We start from the raw sequence: 17,705 nt of genomic DNA, 5'->3' as shown, positions 1-17,705 counted from the left end.
TCTTGGGCCGGATTGCTTCCTGGGATACCGACAAGGTCAGCCAGAATTGCGCCACAAGCAACCAGCACGGATGTCGAGGAGCGCGTCGGCCATGAGTACACAGGATTCATCGCCTCCCGGCCCTCTGCCGGGGCACGAGCCGGGAGCATTCCTGGACATCAGTGAGTTCGAGACACTCGCGGCACCGCGGTCTCTCACCGGTCAGCTGTTTCACTACACAAGTGTCGATGCGGCCGTCTCCGGCATTCTTCCCTCCAAGGCCCTGCGCCTGTCCCCTTACACGGCGACGAACGATCTGTGGGAGTCTGAACCCCACTACCCGATGCTCGCCTCCTCCGATCAGCGCCCGGCGGATGCCGACTTCGCCGTGTGGGACGGCATCGACCGTCAGCTGCGCCAGCACACCAAAGTGGGTTGCCTCACCCAGGTCATCGCGCTGCCAGAGACCGTGTCCAATCCGGATGCCCTACGAGGCTGGGCGCACCTGGCCTTGTGGGCGCACTACGGGGACCGGCATGCCGGCGTGTGTCTGCAGTTCGACCGGGAGCGGCTCGTCGCCTCGTTCCACGCCGCGCACACGGGCCCGACGTCGCTGCCTCTTCACGGCCCCGTTCATTACCTCACCGCCCAGAGCGGTCCGGTGACCCGGGGCGTCAACACCGATCAGGTCGGCGAGTTCGGCAGCGATGCCGTGGCGCTGGCCTACGCGGAGAAATACCAGGACCAGTTGTTTTTCCGTAAGCACCTCGACTGGGACAGCGAGAGCGAGTACAGGCTGGTCGTACTCAATCAGACGGCCAACTACGAGTTCGTCGACATCCACGACGCACTCACCGGTGTGGTCCTGGGCAGCTCGTTCCCGCCGGACCGGGTCGCCGACCTACTCAAGGCTCTGGAACCGTACGAGGTCCCGGTGGAACAGATCCGCTACCACAACCGCCGAATGCAGTGCGTACCGTTCGAGAGGGCCGTGCCGAGAATGGCGGCAGCCAGCCGCTCGCCCCTGCAGTCGACCGCGCCGCGTCGGACCGGGTCCCTGGCAGAACGCTGGCAGGCTCTGCGCATGGCCGAGGCCAACGCCAGGGAGCGCAAAGAAAACGCTGCCCCAGTGACCGCGGCCGCCACCCGGATGCTGCGCGAGGGCATCGATGCTCTTGCCGTCAAACTGGCCGACTGGCCCGCGACCACAGTGGACACGCACTCCCGTACACAGGCCATCCCACCGAAGCTCCAGCAGCGCGGCCCGGGACTGCCCGGCGAAACGATCTATGACCAAACTGGCTACATGTGCGTGGTGGAGAACCTGCCCTCCTCCTCGTACACACTCGTGGCAGCCGCAGCCGTCCAGGTACTGGCCCGGGGAAGGCTCTGAGGTTCCCCCGTCATGCGGGAGCCGCTGATCAGCTCGTCAGCAGGGGGTGACGGGTGTTCAGATTCGTTGGTTCGGCCGTCGCCTGCTCGGCGTAGTACTTCTCCTCGAACTCGATCGGGCTGAGGAAGCCGAGCCGTTCCTGGATGCGGCGGGAGTTATAGAAGCCGTCGACGTACTCGAAGAGCGCGAGATTCACCTCGGCCCTCGTGGTGAAGGTGCGGCCGCGGAGGCCCTCGGTTTTGATGAGCATCCAGAGGTTCTCCGCGAGCGCGTTGTCGTACGAGTCCCCGACCGAACCCATGGACGCCTCAACTCCCGCCCGCATGAGCCGAGTTGTGAGCTTGATGGACGTATATTGACAGCCGTGGTCGGCGTGGTGAATGAGCTTGCCCGGCTCGACCTCGCGGGACGCGAGCGCGTACTCCAGCGTGGTCAGGACCAGGTCGGCGTCCGCGCGGGCGGAGGTCTCCCAGGCGACGACCCGGCGGGAGAACGCGTCGCGGATCGCGGACAGCCACAACGGCCCCTCGCCGGTGGAGATCATCGTGAGGTCGGTGACCCACAACCGGTTCGGCGCCGGTGCGGTGAAGTCTCTGTTGACCAGGTCCGGGGCCAGGGTGGCCTTCGGGTCCCGGCGCGTGAAGCCCTTCCGTCGCGGGCTCACACCCGCGAGGTCGGTCTCACGCATCAGGCGCTCGACCCGTTTGCGGCCCACCGGGGTGCCCTCGCGTTTCAGCACGGCGTGCACGCGCGGAGAGCCGTAGACGCCGGTGGAGTCGGCGTGGATCTCCTTGATCCGCTCGGTCAGCTCGACGTCGCGACGCCGCCGTTCGCAGGGCTCCTTCTCTGCGCGGCGCCAGCGGTAGTAGGTGGAGGAGGGGATGTGGAGTTCCCGAAGTACGCACTCGACTCCCAGGCGGGGATGCTCGTCGACGAGCGCCGTCACCTGGGCCGGGTCGGGTCGAGTTGCGCCGCGAAAAACGCCGAGGCCGTCCGCAGGACGTCGTTGGCTCGCTTGAGCTGGGTGTTCTCCTTGCGCAGGGCCGTGAGTTCGGCGCGTTCGTCGGTGGTGAGACGGTCGTCGCGCTCGCCGGCGTCCGCCTCGGCCTGGCGGATCCAGCCACGCAGGGCCTCCGGGTGCACGCCGAGGTCGACGGCCAGCTTCTTGATCTGGGGCTTCGGCTCAGCGGTGCGATACATACGTACCGCACGCTCACGCAACTCGAGCGAGTATTTCCGGGGTGCAGCCATGGTCACAGGTCCTCTCATGAGTCCCATCTGACCTGCTGTCAACTTCCTCCGCATCCCGGGGGAACCTCACTCCGGCTGCACGCCGTGCTCACGACCGAACGTTGGGGGCCAAACAACGAACAGGCGGAGCGCTGGGTGGCGTCCCGCCAGGTGGTGTAGCGGATCAAGGCGCCGGAATCCGCAGGTCATCGCCGCATCGGCGCGGTTCGGGGCCGCGCATGGCGCTGACGGCAGGTCAGCCGCTGCGCGACCCGGGAGCCGTGTCCCATGACGTGGCCGACGCGCGGTTACCGGAACGCGTCGAGCAAGGTTGCTTACACCACGAAGCGGGACACGACCCACTCGGGAATGCGGCACGACGGACAGCGAGGCGACGGTAACGCAGTTGCTGACCGAACTCGCTGACCAAGTGGACGGCCTGCGAACGGTGTTCGACCAAGAGCGCGGCCAGGCCTCTGCCAAGTAAATCCGCCGGTATTGCCCCACAGGCCAGGATCGCTGTGGAGGGGCGACGACAAAATCCTTCGGCTGCGGCCGAGCGTGCCCCCTATCCTCACAGGACCATAGAAAAGCAGTCCTTCCGGCCGACTGCCAGGACCGCGCGAGAGGCTGGCGGCTCACGATGATGATCGATTACAACGTCAGCGACCACTGGTCCGCTGCCGATCCGGACTGGCTGAAGTCTCTCGTCTCGTCGCTCGACCGCCACCACGGCGTCAGCACGGTCGTGCCTCTCACCGTGCTCGCAGACGAAGTCCTGCAGTGGGTAGAGGTTGCAAGCGGCGTCGATGCCTGGAAGAACTCCGCCAACCGCAGGTCACTGCAGCTCGACCTCGACGAGTCCGTCGACGCGCTCGGCGTCTCGCTCCGCGCGCGCATCGCCGCACCACTCGCACGGTTCCAAGCTGCCTTCTCGCAGCTCACCGGAGGCCCCTCGGCGGTGTTGAAGCAGCCGCCGGGCACCCGGACCGACGTCTCCTGGACCAACGTCACCGACACCGCGAAGGACCTCCGCGAAGCGCTCAAGACGGACGAAGCTGTCCGCGCCGGCTGGGACGACCTCGTGGCCACCGCTAAAGACCGCACCCTGGCGGGCCGGGAGTACCGTCCGATCGCCGAACTGCTCTTCGACCAGCTGCACAGGCGTGGCCTCAACGCGGAACGGATCTTCCGCGACCTCGTCTCGATAGTCGCATTCGGCCGCGCCCCCCACGACATCCCCATCGGCCAGAAGGACGTGCCACTGCCCGAGCGGATCGCGAACGCCCGAACCCACATCGGCACTCCGGCCCAGGTCGAACCGGTAGTGGTGTGGCTCGGCTACCAGGGCAAGGCTTTCATGCACCTCTCCGCCGGGCGGGTGTCCTTCATTGATGCCCACTGGGCGGTACCCAACGCCAGGCCCGAGCGCCAGGACTTCGAGCACAAGGCGGAGCTCTGGGAGCTGGTGCAGCACGGTGGCATCTTCGAGGTCGCAAAGATGGCTGACGAGGAGTCCGACGTCGACTTCCTGGTACGCGTCGACCTCGGCACAACCACGGCAGCCGGTGCGTTGGAGCGTGCCGTTGACGTAGTGAGCACGATCCTCAATGTCTCGATCCACAACTCCGGCGGGATTCGCCCGCACCTCGCCCAGTACGGAATCTTGCGCTCCGGCAAGACCGGCCCTCTCAGCTTGCTTGTCTCCCAGCGCGAGACAGGCTTCCCCGACGATCACTACGGCGCGAGCATCACCGCGGACGCGATCAAGAAGCATGGACCGCGTATCGCCTCGGCGCTGGCCCGCGAGGAGCTTCCCCGGTTCCTCGCGGCCGCACTCGAAGCGCAGACAGCCGCCGACCACCCCTTCAGCCGCGCCATGGCGATGCGCAAGCCGTCCGAGGCAGACATCAGCAGCGTGATCCCCCTCGCAGACCGTGTGGTGCAACACGTCGCGGCACACGCCGCGCTCGCCCCCAACGACCTGTTCGATCTCCTCGGCGAGCGCTGGCCACACACGCGATGGCTGACCGACGTGCAGCGGGCCGTTGGTATGTGCCTGCTCGGCGTCACGCATCAGAGTGAACTGCGCAGCGAGCTGGCCCGGGAGTGGCTCGCGGACAAACCGTCGCGCCCGTGGATCCTGTTCGTCGCTGACCGCTGGGGCGATCTCCTCTCGCTGTGCCGCATCGAGTCCGAGCGTGCCTGGATCAAGCGGATGTTCTCCAGTGTGAGCGACCTTGCCGAGTACCGCGCCCTGGTCGCGAACTACACGTCCGAGGGCGCCGTGTTGAAGGACAGACGGAGCCGTGTCCGCAATGCCCTGGTGCACGGCAACCCCGCCGGCTTTGCGATTGTCGCGTCCGTGCGCGAGTACGCCGAGTTCCTGAGCCGCAGCGCGCTCAACCGCGGTCTCGAGTCCTACGTTCAGGGCACGGCGCCCGCTGCCGCGCTCGCACAGCGGTCGGACGAGTTCACTGCGATGCAGCAAGGGCAGGACGCTGCCAGCTTCTGGCGGGCTCGGCTCACTGCCTCCGCTTCAACAGGTACCGACTCCTCGTAGGCACAGGGCTCGACACAGTGGCGCGTGCGCATGGTTGGGCTCCATCGAGCTCCCCGGGACCTGCAACTCCAGCCGACGGCTGAGGGCTCGCGATCGAAAGAATCAACTAGCAAGGCTTACCGAAGGACCGGAACGCTCCCGTCAGCCAGCAAGTCCAGACCTGGTACCTTGACGCCGCCGATGACAGCGACCCAAGAGCCGAGAGCCATGGACTCTCGGCCTAGTACTCCAGTTGCACTTCTCCATCTTCCCTGGTCACGGGGACCTTTCGGAGTCTAGCCGGCTGACCTTGCATCAGGTTGGTGGTGGTTCGTGACTCACTCGATCGGGGCGCGTGCGGCGCTGATAGTGGCAGCGGCGGGCGATGGCCTGATGGCGTCGGCGCCAGCGGGACCAGCAGGTCCGCCGCGCGGGCGACCGCTGCCGGGCCGAGGGGGGATGGGCAAGGCCCAGGAGCCGTCGGACTTCTGCCACAGTGAGGGGAACGAGGCCGCTCGAACCGTTTCTGCGGCCCCCTTTTCGAGGGCCTGGGCTGTCATTGCCGCCAGGAAGGCGTGCGCGAGCATGGCCAGGGTGATGTGGCGGTACCAACCGACGTAGCGGCGGACTTCGTACTGGTCCAGGCCGCACTCGTTCTTCGCCGCATGGAAGCACTCCTCGATGGCCCACCGGGCGCCGGCCACCCGAACCAGTTCGGAGACAGTAACGTTCGCTGGCGCGAAGGCCAGGTAATACGCGATCTCTTCGGGACGCGCCAGCTGCGACGGGCCAGCACCCAGCGGGAGTGGGCGGGATCCGAACCCTCCACGGTGGGCAGTTTGGCCGCGACCCAGTCGTAGACCCGTGCTCCCTTCGCACCGTCACCGCAGGAGATCCGCTCCCATGCCTCGGCCGGAGCACCGATCAGGACATGGTCGATGCGCCAGCTTCCCGCTGGGGACTTGCCCTGCTGTGACTTGGGCACCGCCAGGACGTAGGCCACGCCGGCCTCCTCCAGCATCCGGCGGAAGTGCCACTCCTGCCCGTAGGCCGCATCGGCGGTCACCCAGGCGATCGGCAGTGCGGAGTCCAGCGCCCGCCGAACCATGGCACGGGCAAGTTCCGGCTTGGTCGCGAAGGACCTGCTCTCCGGAATCCGGGCGGCGCGGCACCGGTCGGAATCCTCCGGCCAGGACTTGGGCAGGTAGAGCTCGCGGTCCACCAGGGCCCGGCCCTTCGCAGAGGCGTAGGCGGCGAACACTCCGATCTGGCAGTTCTCCGTACGGCCAGCGGTGCGCCTGCCGAAAAACTCATCCGTCCTGGTGGGGGCTGGTGTACGGGTGGTGTCGAGCGCGGCGCTTGGGCGGGTGCTCTGGGCACCTGGTGAGAGCCCCGGCAGGATGATCTGTCGTGGTGCTTCGACTTGCCTATCGGGGTGTGGCGAACGTGTTCGCCCTGCTGCGGCTGCTGCCGGTGAGCAACCAGGACAAGGACGCGGAGATCCTCGCGCTGCGTCATCAGATCAGCTTGCTGGAACGCCAGCTCGGCCGGGATCGGGTGCGGTTGGCCCCGAGTAACCGGGTGTTCCTAGCTGCGCTACTGCACCGGCTCCCGCATGGTGTGCTGCGCCGGGCACGGCTGCTGGTGCGCCCGGACACTGTGCTGCACTGGCACCGTGACCTGGTCTCGCGCCGCCACGCTGCCCGTTCCCGGCCCAGGCGTGCGGGTCGGCCGCGTACCGTGCGCTCGATCCGCGTTCTCGTGCTGCGTCTGGCGCGGGAGAATCCCGGCTGGGGCTACCGGCGCATCCACGGCGAGCTGCTGGTTCTGGGCGTGCAGGTGCCCGCCTCCACGGTGTGGGAGATCCTGAAGGGGGCGGGGATCGACCCGGCACCCGAGCGGGGTTCCAGCACCTGGACGGACTTTCTGCGCTCCCAGGCCGATGCCCTGCTGGCATGTGACTTCTTCGAAGCGGTCACCCTGTCCGGGGCGCGGCTGTACGTGTTCGCGGTGATCGGGCACGCCGGCCGGCGCATCCGCATCCTGGGCGCGACGGCGCACCCGACCGCCTCCTGGGTGGCACAGGCCGCCAGGAACCTCGTCATGGATCTCGAGGATGCCGGCTGCCGGGCCCCGGTTCATGATCCGCGACCGCGACGGGAAGTACCCCGCCCTGTTCGACACCGTCCTTGAGGATGCGGGGATCGAGGCCGTAGTCAGCGGGATCCGGATGCCGCGGATGAACGCGCTCACGGAACGCTGGGTACAAACCTGCCGACGCGAACTGCTGGACCGCACCCTGGTCTCGAACCAGCGCCACCTGCTCCACGCCCTGCGCGAGTTCGAACAGCCCCACAACTCCCACCGGCCCAAGGCATCGCAGACGCCCGCCCGCTGCACCCCCAGCCACCGCCGATCACCGACCCGGACGCCATCGCCCACCTCGACATACGACGACGCGACCGCCTCGGCGACACCCTCCACGAGTACCAGCATGCGGCCTGACCTGCACGGACGAGATCCCCGGCAGGGACAGCGTCCCCGTTCCCGCCGAGGCGGACCCACTGATCGAGTCGGCCACCGAGCAGGAGGCCGAACTCTGGGCCAGCTACCCGGCTGTGGTGGTGACCGGGCCACGCGGCGGCCGGCCCTGGCGGCACCCGAAGTTCGCCCCGCTGCTGATCCGCCGCGTGGAGATCGTCTCCCAGGACGGCGAGGTGCGGCTCAAGCCCTACGGTCCCGTCCAGCCCCACCCGCAGCTGGCCCGGGACTGGCTGGGCGAGGAGGAGGCCGCGCAGCTCGCCGACACCTTCCAGCCGACCTGGCATCGCGGCCAGCACGACCGCCTGGCCGTGGAGGCGAGCAAGCTCCTCAGGGAGGAGTTCGAGATCCCGTGCGTCCAAGAGCTCCACCCTGACCAGCTCGCCGACCGCATCGACATCCACACTCCCGGCCACGGCGCCCGCAACGCTGCCGTCCTCCTCACGGCCCTGCCCGACACCGCCTACACGAAGAAACTCCTCGACGACTTCGCCGACATCGCGCAGAAGACGGACCGCATCCAGGCGACAGCACTCGCCGCCCTGTCCCCCGACCCGGCGAACCGCACCCGCGCCCTGGCCCTGTCGGAACCCGAACCATCACGCCTGGTGACACCCCTGCCCTGCAACGAGGCCCAAGCCGCCGTCCTGCGCGCCGCGATGACACGCCGTCTCACCGTCGCCACCGGACCGCCCGGCACCGGCAAGAGCCAGCTCGTGGCCAACCTCATCGCCACCGCGGTGACCAGCGGGCAAACCGTTCTCGTGGCCTCCAACAACAACGAGGCGGTGGACGAGGTCTGGCGCCGGTGCGAGCAGCTGGGTCTGGTGCAGGTTTGGGTGACAGGTCAACCTGTCACCCAAACCTGCAGCAGATCCTGCCGGGTTCCGATAGCCGAGGAGTGAGCGAACCAGCGCGCCTCGTGCCCTGCGATAGGCATCGCTCCTTCGCCTCTGCGAGCAGGCTGGCTACTGCCATGACAAGCACACCGACGGCAGCGGAGGACGTGGCCGATATGCAGGAGCTATGGGATATTCCGACAGACATACAGCGACTGCGAGGGCACGCCGAACGCGCCTTCGTCGAGGTGCAGCGGGCGGATACCAAAGCAACGGCGTTGTGTGGAATAGCCGGTGGACTGCTGGCTGCTGGTATCGCCGTTCTGTCGAGTACAGACGGCCTGCCCCCCGTCGGGGTTTTCTCCCTAGTACTGATGTGCCTGTTGCTGCTGTTGGCGATAGGGGCTGCGTTGCTCGTACTGCGCCCCGTGGTGCCAGGGGCGGGATTGCGGGCCGAACTGATGGCCGAGGCAGTCGTACACCTCAGGTTCGGCGTGAGTGCAGCCGCGCATGGGGAGCTTGAACGACATGTCGAGGCGCGCCGCTTGCGGATTCTCGCCTGGCTGGCGGACAGAAAGTTGCGCGCGGTCCGCCTCGCCGTCGATTTTGCCCTGGCGGCTCTTCTGATGGCTGGAATATGCCTGTTGAGTTGCTTTCAAGTTAATTGAGACGATCGCCTCAGTGTGTGTCGGAGCCGCGCAGCAGGGGGCGACGTGTATCAGCCGCATGCCATGGTGATCGGTAACGAGTTATGGGCCTGCCTGAGGGCGTTGGCACCGCAGCGCATCCGTCCCGCCCGGAGTGTGCTGCTGCGGCAAGGAGACGCGGCAACACATGTCATCGTGCTGGAATCCGGGTCGACACTGATCACCTTGGCTGGGGCGGGTGGGGAAAGGGCGCTGCTCGCCGTGCGCGGCGCCGGTGAGTTGCTTGGCGAGTTGGCGGTGCTGGACTCTCAGCCGCGCACAGCCACAGTCATTGCCGCCGAGCCCTGCCACATCCACATCGTTCCGGCCGCTGCCTTTCTCACCTTCGTCGACGAACATGATCTGCTCGCCCCTCTGTTGCGACATGCCATCGCCCGCGTCAGGGAGTCGGAGGCCGTCCGGCTCGAGCTGGCCACAGCGTCGGTTCCGCTGCGTCTGGCATCGGCTCTGTCGCGCCTGGTCGACGTCGCATCCACTTCGGCCACAGATCTCGCCGTGCGTCTGACACAGACGGAGCTCTCTCAGATGATCGGAGCTTCGCGCAACGCGGTGGTCAACGCGCTCAAGCCGTGGCGCGAGCAGGACTGGGTCCGCACCACCTCTGGTGGCGGGCTCCTCGTTCGCGACATCCATTCGATTCAGTCACACGCGCGTACGCAGACGTGACGGGCCGCACTTCAGGCGTGCCCACTGCTGGGCAGCGGCGGCCGTCCAGCCCGATCAGCATGGGCATTTCCCTGACCGCCTGTGCTGAAAGGACGGTGCCCGATGGATGCGCCGCTGCACGCAGAGCCCCTGGACGTGCCCGCTGAACTCGCCCTCGTGGCGATCGACATGGAGAAGTACAGCCAGATCCCCGAGGCGAAGATGGCCGCCGCGCGGTGCGATGTGGACGACATCGTGGCAAACGTGCTCGCCGAATGCCGACTGCCTGCTCCGCAGGATTTCCCCGGAGGTTACAAGGACAACGGCGACGGGGCGATCCTGCTGTTCCCACCCTCGGTGCTGGCTCGGCTCGTGGACCCGCTGCTGGGCCGGCTCAATGCGGCGCTGGTGCGCTACGAGCAGCAGCGGCTGGCCAGCAGTCCCGTCCTGCGGCTGCGGACCAGCGTGCACATCGGCCCGCTGTCCCTGCCCGACCACCGTGGTAACGCCATCAACGACACCACGCGGCTGCTGGACAGTCAGGCAACCCGCCAAGCGCTGTCCGCCGCGAAGGACAGTAGCGCCTTCCTCGCTGCCGCGCTCTCCGAGATCGTCTACCAGCGCACGGTGCACGCAGGACGCACGCCTGATCTGGGCCCGCACCACTTCCTTGAGGTGATTGCCCGCGTCAGCGACAAGCCGGGCTTCGAACAGCCCTGCCGGATCCACGTGCCGGGACTGACCGGGCCGGCCGTACGCCCCTACGTCACGGACGCCGCATCGTCGACTGCTGCCTCGTCCTCTACCGCGCAGCCGAGCAATGCGTCGGCGACACCGGCTGCCAGCAGCGGCGGCACGTTCCAGTTCCACGGTCGGGTCAGCGACGCCACGATCGCCAACAGCATCGAAACCCTGCGAATCGATCGCCGCCAGCGGTGAGGCGCCCGACCTTTCACCCTGCTGCTCTTCCCGCACTCACCCTGGAGTACCCGTATGTCTGACGTACCGTTCGACCCCACCCGCTCCGACACCACTCCGCCGACCAGTGAGGCTGGGGAGAACCAGTCCAACGGCTCCGGCAACTGGCTGCATCGCCTGCGTCCTGGAACCGGCGCTCTCGATCGGCCGGACGGAAACCCTGACGAACCGTCTCCCTCTCCGGTTCCGCCACCGCCGGATACTGTCCCGTCGGCGCCGCGCGTGCACGAAACCGACGGTGGAGCGACACACGTGTATGGGGATCCCGACGTCGTCGCCCACTTCATCGAACAACTGATCCTGGAGACCCGAAAACAGGACGTGCTGGAGGGCGTCGAACAACGTCGTGAGCGGCTGCTCGATCAGCCGTTCGTTCGCAGCGCGCACTGGGACACCGTCTGGGAACAGATCGTCAATCCCGCCACAGGCCGCCCCCACCAACCCGTGATCATCATCGTCGCGCCCCGCTCATGCGGCTCGACAACCCTCGCACTGCGCCTTCTGGCCGAACACACTGCTGGCCACACCACCGTGGTCAAGTTGGACGCGGACTGGAGGACCCCCAGCAAGGGCCGCCTGCCCCTGGAAAGGACGCACGCCTACCAACTTGACCTCAAGCACCCGGAGAAGGATCAGGTGTCGGCCGACTTCCTCAACGCGCTGTCGGAACACGCCACCCACCTCCGGGGCTGCCGTTCCTACCTGGCGCTGACGGTGGCAGAGGACCTCTGGAAAGATCACCGCCTAAGCGATCGTGACGGCATCCAAGTGGTTCGGATGCACGAAGCGCCCGATGCCCAGGAAGTGGTAGAGGCACATCTGGACGCCAACGGCTACGGACAACTGGCCACATCGCTGAAGTCCCTCTCCAAGGCCACGGCTTCCCTGCGCGGACTGACCGCGGTGGCCGCCGTGCGGGCCGCGGAGGCCGCCGTGATGGCCTGGAAGGAACACGTCCACGCCAACTCCCAGCAGCCGCTCGTACAGGCCGACGGTGAGGGTGGAACCCCGGCCACCCTGGAAGAACGCATCATCGCGGCGCTGACCGACTGGCGTGGGGAACTCGACCGCAGGTTCGGCGAGATGAACGGCCTGCACAACCACGACAACCCCTCACTCACCGTGGAGGACCGTTGTCTGCTGCTTGCCCTGGCCGTACAGCAGTCAGCGCCCATGCCCGTCGTCGCGCGCAGTGCAGGTGCTCTGCTGAAAGCCATCGGAGCCGTCCCCGACGTTCCCGGCGCAGCAGCAGGATTTTCACCGACTCTCAGCGCTCTGTCCGGACGGGGAATGCGCCGGCGTATCCAGGATGTCGGGGGACGAGTCGACATGCAGGACACCGTGGTCTTCGACCGGCCCGCCTACGGACGCGCGGTGCTGGAGTACGTCTGGGACAACTACGACGTCATGCGCAAGCCCTTGCTGACCTGGCTCGTCGCGACAGCCCAAGGCGCCGATCCGGAAGACCGCGCAGTGGCCGCACTGGCCGAACTCACCGTGCGGCACGGATCGGTGGACTACCTCACCACGCTGGGCGAACTCGTCGGCAGCAGTCAGCCGCAGGTGCTCGGTGCGGTCATGGAAAGCGCCGTGCACAACGAACACGTCGGACGCCTGGCCTGGGAAGCGCTCTACGGGTGGGCGGAGCAGAAGAGTTACGCACCCACCGTGATTGCACTGTGCCGACGCATCCTGGAGGACTCCTCCGCCGATACTTCCCTGGCCAAGCGGGCAATGGTGCGCCTGCGCCGCGTCGCACACAAGAACACCGACGACAGCGTAGTCAGTCAAGTCCGCGATGCCTTCGACGCTCTGGCCGAACACCCCACCGTGGCCCAGCGACTGGTGGGTGAGGTCCAGGGCTGGCAACAGGGCAAGGTCTCCGCACGCGGTGGTGCACTGGCATTCCTCGCATTGATGACCGTCCGCCGCGACGGCACGCCGTGGCTCGTGTGCAACCCTCCCGCCGACATCGACGTACAGCGAGCCATCCACGACCTGCTCTCCTCTTCGGAGACCTCCGCCGAAGTCATCTCGCGCCTGACGGGCTGGATCCGTTCTTGTGCCGGCAATCCCAGCCTCTACACGCAGATGCGCGACCAACTCCTGCGTGCGCTGAGTGGCCACAACATGTTCGAGGCCGGCATGAAGCTCATGAACGAGCTGCGTGGGATCTCCACCGCTGAGGGCGTCACCGTGGCTGACGACTTCTACAACCACCTCGTCGACAGCCGACTGCGCACGGTCTTCCCGCTCGAAGCGAACCTCGTATGAGGTGGCCATGGCACCGAGCTACCCATACAAGTAGGTCTGCCCAGCCACGTCTGCTACCCAGTGCCACCGACGGCATCGCGTTCGAGGCCGTGTACACGATCACCTGGCGACCACTCTGGCGTGTACCTCCCAATCTGGAGGAGACAGTACGCGCCACCGTGCATGCCACAGCCGCTGGGACTGCGGTGCATCAGGGAGCCTCAGACTTGCCCGCCGCACAAGACGCCGTCAATGCCACCCTCGGCTGCCTGCCTCGTCGCGCCCCGAACTACTGCCTCCTGAACGTCCGCGCGGCTCTTGGTCTGCCCAGCGCAGCGCAGGAGCTACTGGCGCAGCGGGCGGCGGACGAGCAACGTATCCGCCGTCTGCGGTTCTTGAAGACGAACCTCTACGATCACCCGGATCTCGTCGTCCTAGACCAACTTGAACACCACGCCGCCGGCGTCCTGGGCGACGAACACATTGCCGAGCTTCAGCGACTTGCTCGCCTGATCTGCTCCTGCGACCGCTGGTGGTTCCCACTCCTACAGCAATGGGAGCAGGTCGGCCAAGGGTTCACGAACATCGAGAAGCGACAGCAGGCAATGCTCGTGCTGTCCGACTCCCTCAAGGCACTCAACGGCGGCAGCTTGCCCAGCGGCATGGCACCGATGGACATAACCGAGTCCGACGGGGCGTCTCGAAGGGCACATCCATGAAGCTCGTCCTGTGGCGGGTACTGCTGGCCCCCCTCACCAGCCTTCGAGCCCTGATCATCCAACGGCGCAGTGCAACCGCCCTGTCATACGACGCCGCGTGGCGCCGAGCCCGCCTAGATCGATGTCCCGATGACATGGTCTACCGACTCCACGGCCACCAAGCCTCCACGCCCCCCGAACAGGCTTCCGGCGCCCGGGCACCCGTCATACCGCCTAGGAACGACGGGCCGACCAACCGGCGGCCCCTGACCTGAGTGTCCTGCACCACGCAAGCTCCTTCGCCCTGTCCATGGAGGACAGGGCGCAGGATCGTTCATGCAGCAATGGTCAGCGGAGCATCGAGACGCTCCCAAGCGCCAAGAACAGCCTTGTGGGCGTCCGGTTGCAGGTGTAATGGTGGAGTTGGGTATTGGAACCCTCCGAATGCCCTGCGAGACATCCGTAGTCATGATCCTCTTGGGCTAATCACGCCAGGCGGCCGACCGGGTCATTCGACGATCATGTTCACAAGCTGAACGGTGATAACGCCCACCTGCAGCCTGCTATAGGTCTGCGGGGAGTAGGTGTTCGCTGTAGTTCGCCGTCGCCTGCACTTGTTCACGTGTAAGGCTCTCGGCGCCTCGCAGGTCGGCTCCTTCGAGTTGAGCACCCAGCAGGATTGCCTGATCCATCTTGACGCTTGGAAAGTGATAGCTCGAAATCTGCCATCCTTCCGGGAACGGTCCCGTCAGATGGGTCATCGACGATGATGATCCTGGCGGCGTCACGAGATCAACTTCTTTTCTGCTGAGGTCGGCATTTCGCAGATCGGCTCGGTGAAGGTCACCTCGCCGCAGATCCGCACCCCAGAATGTCGCACATCGGAAATCCGTCCTATTCGCCCACACATGCTCCATCTTTGCCCAACGCAGGTCGGCGTGTCTCAGATCTGCCCCGTGTAGATAGGCGTAACTGACATCGGCCCTGGAGAAGAAGGCGTTTTGCAGGTCGGCACCGTGAAGGCGTGCCTGGCGTAGGTTCGTGTTCGTCATGTCGGCTCTCCTGAGGTGGGCTCCTTCCAAGTTCGCGCCTGCCAGGTTGGCGCCCTCCAGGAACATGGGCGTGCAGTCCCGCGTGTGGTCTCGACGTGCGATAACCGTTAGCGCCGCCTGCATATCAGGCGGCGGGGGACGAACATCTCCTGAAACTCCAACTTCCGGTTCACTCCTTTCACCCGACCTGCGGCGGACAAAGGAACAGAGAACTTCCATCACTACCGGATGATCTTGCGAGGAATCGCGAGATATGCCCTCCAGAACGTAAACCGCACCGATGCGGACGTCCATGCTTGAAGACCCGAGTAGCTCGACTGCTTGCACGAACCGTTCACTAGTCTGACCGCGCTGGGCGAGTTGGTGCTGATCTCGCATAATCCCATAGTTGCGCGCCGTGAACCAAAAGGCCCCTAAGGCAAGGATGCCAGTGGCAACCTGAAAAAGTCGGCCTCGAACGGCGTCTATTTGTTCAGGGCTTGGAGCTCCACCCTTGTCGTGCCGCGCGATCCAGTGAGCCACAGGTCCAATAAGCAGCACGATCAAAACTGCTATAAGGACTGTAATCAGTACCAGGATGCATGCTCGGACACTTCGCCGTGACATGCTAAACGTCAAGTCCTTCACCGTGTTCCCTCTTGTGTTCTTTGGCGGCGTGGCGGCTTGAGAATTGCTCTGAAGCCGAGCGCAGGGCTTGATCAAGTTCCGTAGGTGTCCGGATCGTTGGTGATGCCCAGGATGGGGAGTGCTCGTTGGGGTTCGTCGCGGATCGCCCGGGTGGTCTTGGCGATGTTGTCGGCTCCGAGGGTTTTCAGCACGCCGATGGCGAGGTTGCGGAGGGTCGCCATGGCCCGTGGTGCGGTTCCGGCGTGGACGGTGGAGGCGTCCTCGGCGAAGGTGACATCCCTGATGTGGTGCGAGGAGTTCTCCACTCCCCAGTGCCCGCGAATCGCGGTGGCCAGTTCGGAGGGGCGGGCTTGGTGGGCGTCGAGGCTTGTGACGGCGTAGACACTCTCACGGGTCTCGCGCTTGCCGGTCTGCTTGCGGCGGCGGTGGACGCGGATGGCCAGGCGGGCGTGGGGAAAGGCGATCCCGCCGAGTTCGTCCGCGACGGCGCAGGTCTTGATCGAGCGGGACTCGCGCCTGCCGTGCCCGGAGGCGGAGGCGGTGTGCTGGACGGCGATGTCCCGCCACGGCAGGGCCGCGAGCTGGCTGTGGGCGGTCGGCTGGTTGGTCTTGATCACGGCGATGTAGTGGGCCTTCTTGGCCTCGACCAGCCAGGAGATGTTCGTCTTGACCGAGTGCAGGGCGTCGAAGGTGACGACGGTGCCGGCCAGGTCCAGCGGTGCCAGGAGCGGTTGGAAGTGTGTGGTTTCGTTCGTCTTCGCGCCGACCTCCACCTGGGCGAGGGTCACGACGGTGCCGTGAGTGACCGCGGAGAGCAGATGCCGGCGCGTCGCGGTGAGACGGGCTGATCCCTTGAGTGCTTTGCCGTCGACAGCGATCACGCGCGGCCGCCCGGACGCGGACGGCGACGGCGCCTGGTCGGGCTCGGTGGCAGCGCGATGCCGGTCGGCCAGGTAGGCGCCCACCGCCCGGTCCAGGGCGTCACCGTCAACAGCCCCCAGCACACGGCCGATCGTGGCCGGCGACGGAGTGCGCCGCCATCTGAGCAGGTGGCGCCGGATCCCGATGACTGTCAGCAGTGCGTTCGAAGCACGCTGGCCCCACTCGGCGAGTTCGTCGATGCTCCTCGCTCCCGAGACGACCGCGCAGGCACACACCAGCAGGATCGATGTCAGCGAGTACCACCGGCCCCGCCGGGAGCGCGGGTCGGGCACCGAGTCGAAGTAGAGGCGCAGGTCAGCGACCCGACCGGCATCCAACGGACCCAGCTTCACCAACACGGCGGGAATGGGAGAAGATACAGCGGCAGGCACGGGCCACCTCATGATCATCGGGCTTAGACACCACAATGATCACGAAGCCCGTGCCTGCCCTGTTATGCACCCCAACCGGTCACAGCCCGACCAGCCGCACGCCCCCGGAACTTGCAACCGCCCTGAGCCGAGCGGCGGCTGATCTCGCCCGCGTAGGCGCACCAGTCGTCAGCGTCGGCTCGCTGCCATTTGACGGCGACGGTGATGTCGATGCCGAGGGGGCGGGCGAGGACTGCGGCGGGCAGCTCGGTGGCGAGCTGGAACAGCGCGTCGAGCGGGTCTGTGCGAGCCGGATGCCGAGTTTGCGGAGCCGTTCGCCCATGGCCCAGGCACTGATCGGGCGGCCGGGCTGGCCTCCGGGGAAGAGCCAGGGCGAGTCTGTGCGGCCGAGGACGGCATGGCTGCGGCGAACCCCGACCTGCTGGAGGGCCAGTTCAGAGACGGGTGCGGGCAGGTCCACCGGGACGGCGCCGAGGCGGATGCGGACCGCCCCGTTCGTCTCCTCGATGTGGTCGACGGTGAGCCGGGAGATCGCAGCGGGCCACTGGGCGTAGAGGAGCAACAGCAGGCCGGCAAGGCGGTCTTCGGACTTGAGGGTGTCGTCGTGCAGCAGGCGTCGGGCGGTGGCCCAGCGGGCTTCCACGTCCATCGGCTGGGAGGGGCCGTTCCACCGCTCGGAAGGGAAGCTGAGATCACGGGCGATCTTCTGGGAGAGGGCCCAGCGCACGAAGTGCCCTGCCTCCTGGCGCAGACGGGCGTCGTCGCCGGTCATCCAGCGCTCAAGGTCGGCCTGACAGTAACGTGCCGCAGGGCCGACACCCCTACACGAGCTGGTATCGGCTTCATATGAACCCTCCGGGAAATTACTTACAAGCCTCAGAATCCCTCCGCCCGGCTCGGGAACCAGC

The 17,705-nt window shown here is 66.5% G+C and carries 13 protein-coding genes and 2 pseudogenes; 9 read left to right on the top strand and 6 right to left on the bottom strand.

Annotated elements, in window-relative coordinates; translation table 11 throughout:
* Positions 1 to 91: 91 nt before the first annotated feature.
* The gene (locus QF035_RS43470) at positions 92 to 1,372 is read left to right on the top strand and encodes a DUF2971 domain-containing protein (protein WP_307527051.1); all 1,281 of its coding nucleotides are present in this window, start codon (positions 92 to 94) and stop codon (positions 1,370 to 1,372) included.
* Between the two features lie 28 nt (positions 1,373 to 1,400).
* Here QF035_RS43470 and QF035_RS43465 read toward each other — a convergent pair whose 3' ends face one another.
* Together QF035_RS43465 and QF035_RS43460 are read right to left on the bottom strand one after the other, a co-directional pair.
* The gene (locus tag QF035_RS43465) at positions 1,401 to 2,318 is read right to left on the bottom strand and encodes an IS3 family transposase (protein WP_307524698.1); all 918 of its coding nucleotides are present in this window, start codon (positions 2,316 to 2,318) and stop codon (positions 1,401 to 1,403) included.
* Positions 2,315 to 2,623 carry a transposase gene (locus QF035_RS43460; protein WP_054224182.1) on the bottom strand — a complete coding sequence of 103 codons (309 nt, stop codon included), beginning with the start codon at positions 2,621 to 2,623 and terminating at the stop codon, positions 2,315 to 2,317. The genes QF035_RS43465 and QF035_RS43460 overlap by 4 nt, the downstream gene beginning before the upstream one ends.
* A gap of 622 nt (positions 2,624 to 3,245) precedes the next feature.
* Between QF035_RS43460 and QF035_RS43455 the strand changes: the two genes are divergently transcribed.
* Positions 3,246 to 5,165 (top strand): hypothetical protein, encoded by a 1,920-nt coding sequence (locus QF035_RS43455; protein ID WP_307527050.1) that lies wholly within the window; start codon positions 3,246 to 3,248, stop codon positions 5,163 to 5,165.
* A 434-nt stretch (positions 5,166 to 5,599) separates the two neighbouring features.
* Here QF035_RS43455 and QF035_RS43450 read toward each other — a convergent pair.
* A pseudogene (locus tag QF035_RS43450) lies at positions 5,600 to 6,438 on the bottom strand (IS701 family transposase); the annotation flags it as partial.
* Positions 6,439 to 6,554: 116 nt separating this feature from the next.
* On the opposite strand from QF035_RS43450, the pseudogene QF035_RS43445 reads away from it, so the two are divergent.
* From QF035_RS43445 to QF035_RS43415, 7 genes and pseudogenes are all read left to right on the top strand, one after another.
* Positions 6,555 to 7,649: pseudogene (locus tag QF035_RS43445) on the top strand (integrase).
* A gap of 119 nt (positions 7,650 to 7,768) precedes the next feature.
* The gene (locus QF035_RS43440; protein WP_307527047.1) at positions 7,769 to 8,590 is read left to right on the top strand and encodes an AAA domain-containing protein; all 822 of its coding nucleotides are present in this window, start codon (positions 7,769 to 7,771) and stop codon (positions 8,588 to 8,590) included.
* A 71-nt stretch (positions 8,591 to 8,661) separates the two neighbouring features.
* Positions 8,662 to 9,192 carry a hypothetical protein gene (locus tag QF035_RS43435; RefSeq protein WP_307527045.1) on the top strand — a complete coding sequence of 177 codons (531 nt, stop codon included), beginning with the start codon at positions 8,662 to 8,664 and terminating at the stop codon, positions 9,190 to 9,192.
* A gap of 45 nt (positions 9,193 to 9,237) precedes the next feature.
* Positions 9,238 to 9,897 carry a Crp/Fnr family transcriptional regulator gene (locus QF035_RS43430; protein WP_307527043.1) on the top strand — a complete coding sequence of 220 codons (660 nt, stop codon included), beginning with the start codon at positions 9,238 to 9,240 and terminating at the stop codon, positions 9,895 to 9,897.
* A gap of 102 nt (positions 9,898 to 9,999) precedes the next feature.
* On the top strand, positions 10,000 to 10,815 hold the full coding sequence (locus QF035_RS43425) for a hypothetical protein (RefSeq protein ID WP_307527041.1): 816 nt from the start codon (positions 10,000 to 10,002) through the stop codon (positions 10,813 to 10,815).
* 291 nt (positions 10,816 to 11,106) lie between these two features.
* Positions 11,107 to 13,128, top strand: a complete 2,022-nt coding sequence (locus QF035_RS43420) for a hypothetical protein (protein ID WP_307527039.1) — start codon at positions 11,107 to 11,109, stop codon at positions 13,126 to 13,128.
* A 206-nt stretch (positions 13,129 to 13,334) separates the two neighbouring features.
* Positions 13,335 to 13,826: a hypothetical protein gene (locus tag QF035_RS43415; RefSeq protein WP_307527037.1), complete on the top strand. Its 492-nt coding sequence runs from the start codon at positions 13,335 to 13,337 to the stop codon at positions 13,824 to 13,826.
* 542 nt (positions 13,827 to 14,368) lie between these two features.
* On the opposite strand, the gene QF035_RS43410 is transcribed toward QF035_RS43415, so the two are convergent.
* The 3 genes from QF035_RS43410 to QF035_RS43400 form a co-directional block, all read right to left on the bottom strand.
* Positions 14,369 to 14,923: a pentapeptide repeat-containing protein gene (locus QF035_RS43410; RefSeq protein ID WP_307531844.1), complete on the bottom strand. Its 555-nt coding sequence runs from the start codon at positions 14,921 to 14,923 to the stop codon at positions 14,369 to 14,371.
* A 632-nt stretch (positions 14,924 to 15,555) separates the two neighbouring features.
* The gene (locus tag QF035_RS43405) at positions 15,556 to 16,764 is read right to left on the bottom strand and encodes an ISAs1 family transposase (protein ID WP_307519909.1); all 1,209 of its coding nucleotides are present in this window, start codon (positions 16,762 to 16,764) and stop codon (positions 15,556 to 15,558) included.
* A 112-nt stretch (positions 16,765 to 16,876) separates the two neighbouring features.
* Positions 16,877 to 17,569, bottom strand: a complete 693-nt coding sequence (locus tag QF035_RS43400; protein WP_307527035.1) for a hypothetical protein — start codon at positions 17,567 to 17,569, stop codon at positions 16,877 to 16,879.
* Positions 17,570 to 17,705: the final 136 nt, after the last annotated feature.

The sequence above is a fragment of the Streptomyces umbrinus genome, from assembly GCF_030817415.1.
In the GTDB taxonomy this organism is placed as follows: domain Bacteria; phylum Actinomycetota; class Actinomycetes; order Streptomycetales; family Streptomycetaceae; genus Streptomyces; species Streptomyces umbrinus_A.
Note: the sequence above shows the minus strand (reverse complement) of the source record. Positions and strands in the feature narration are given on the sequence as shown.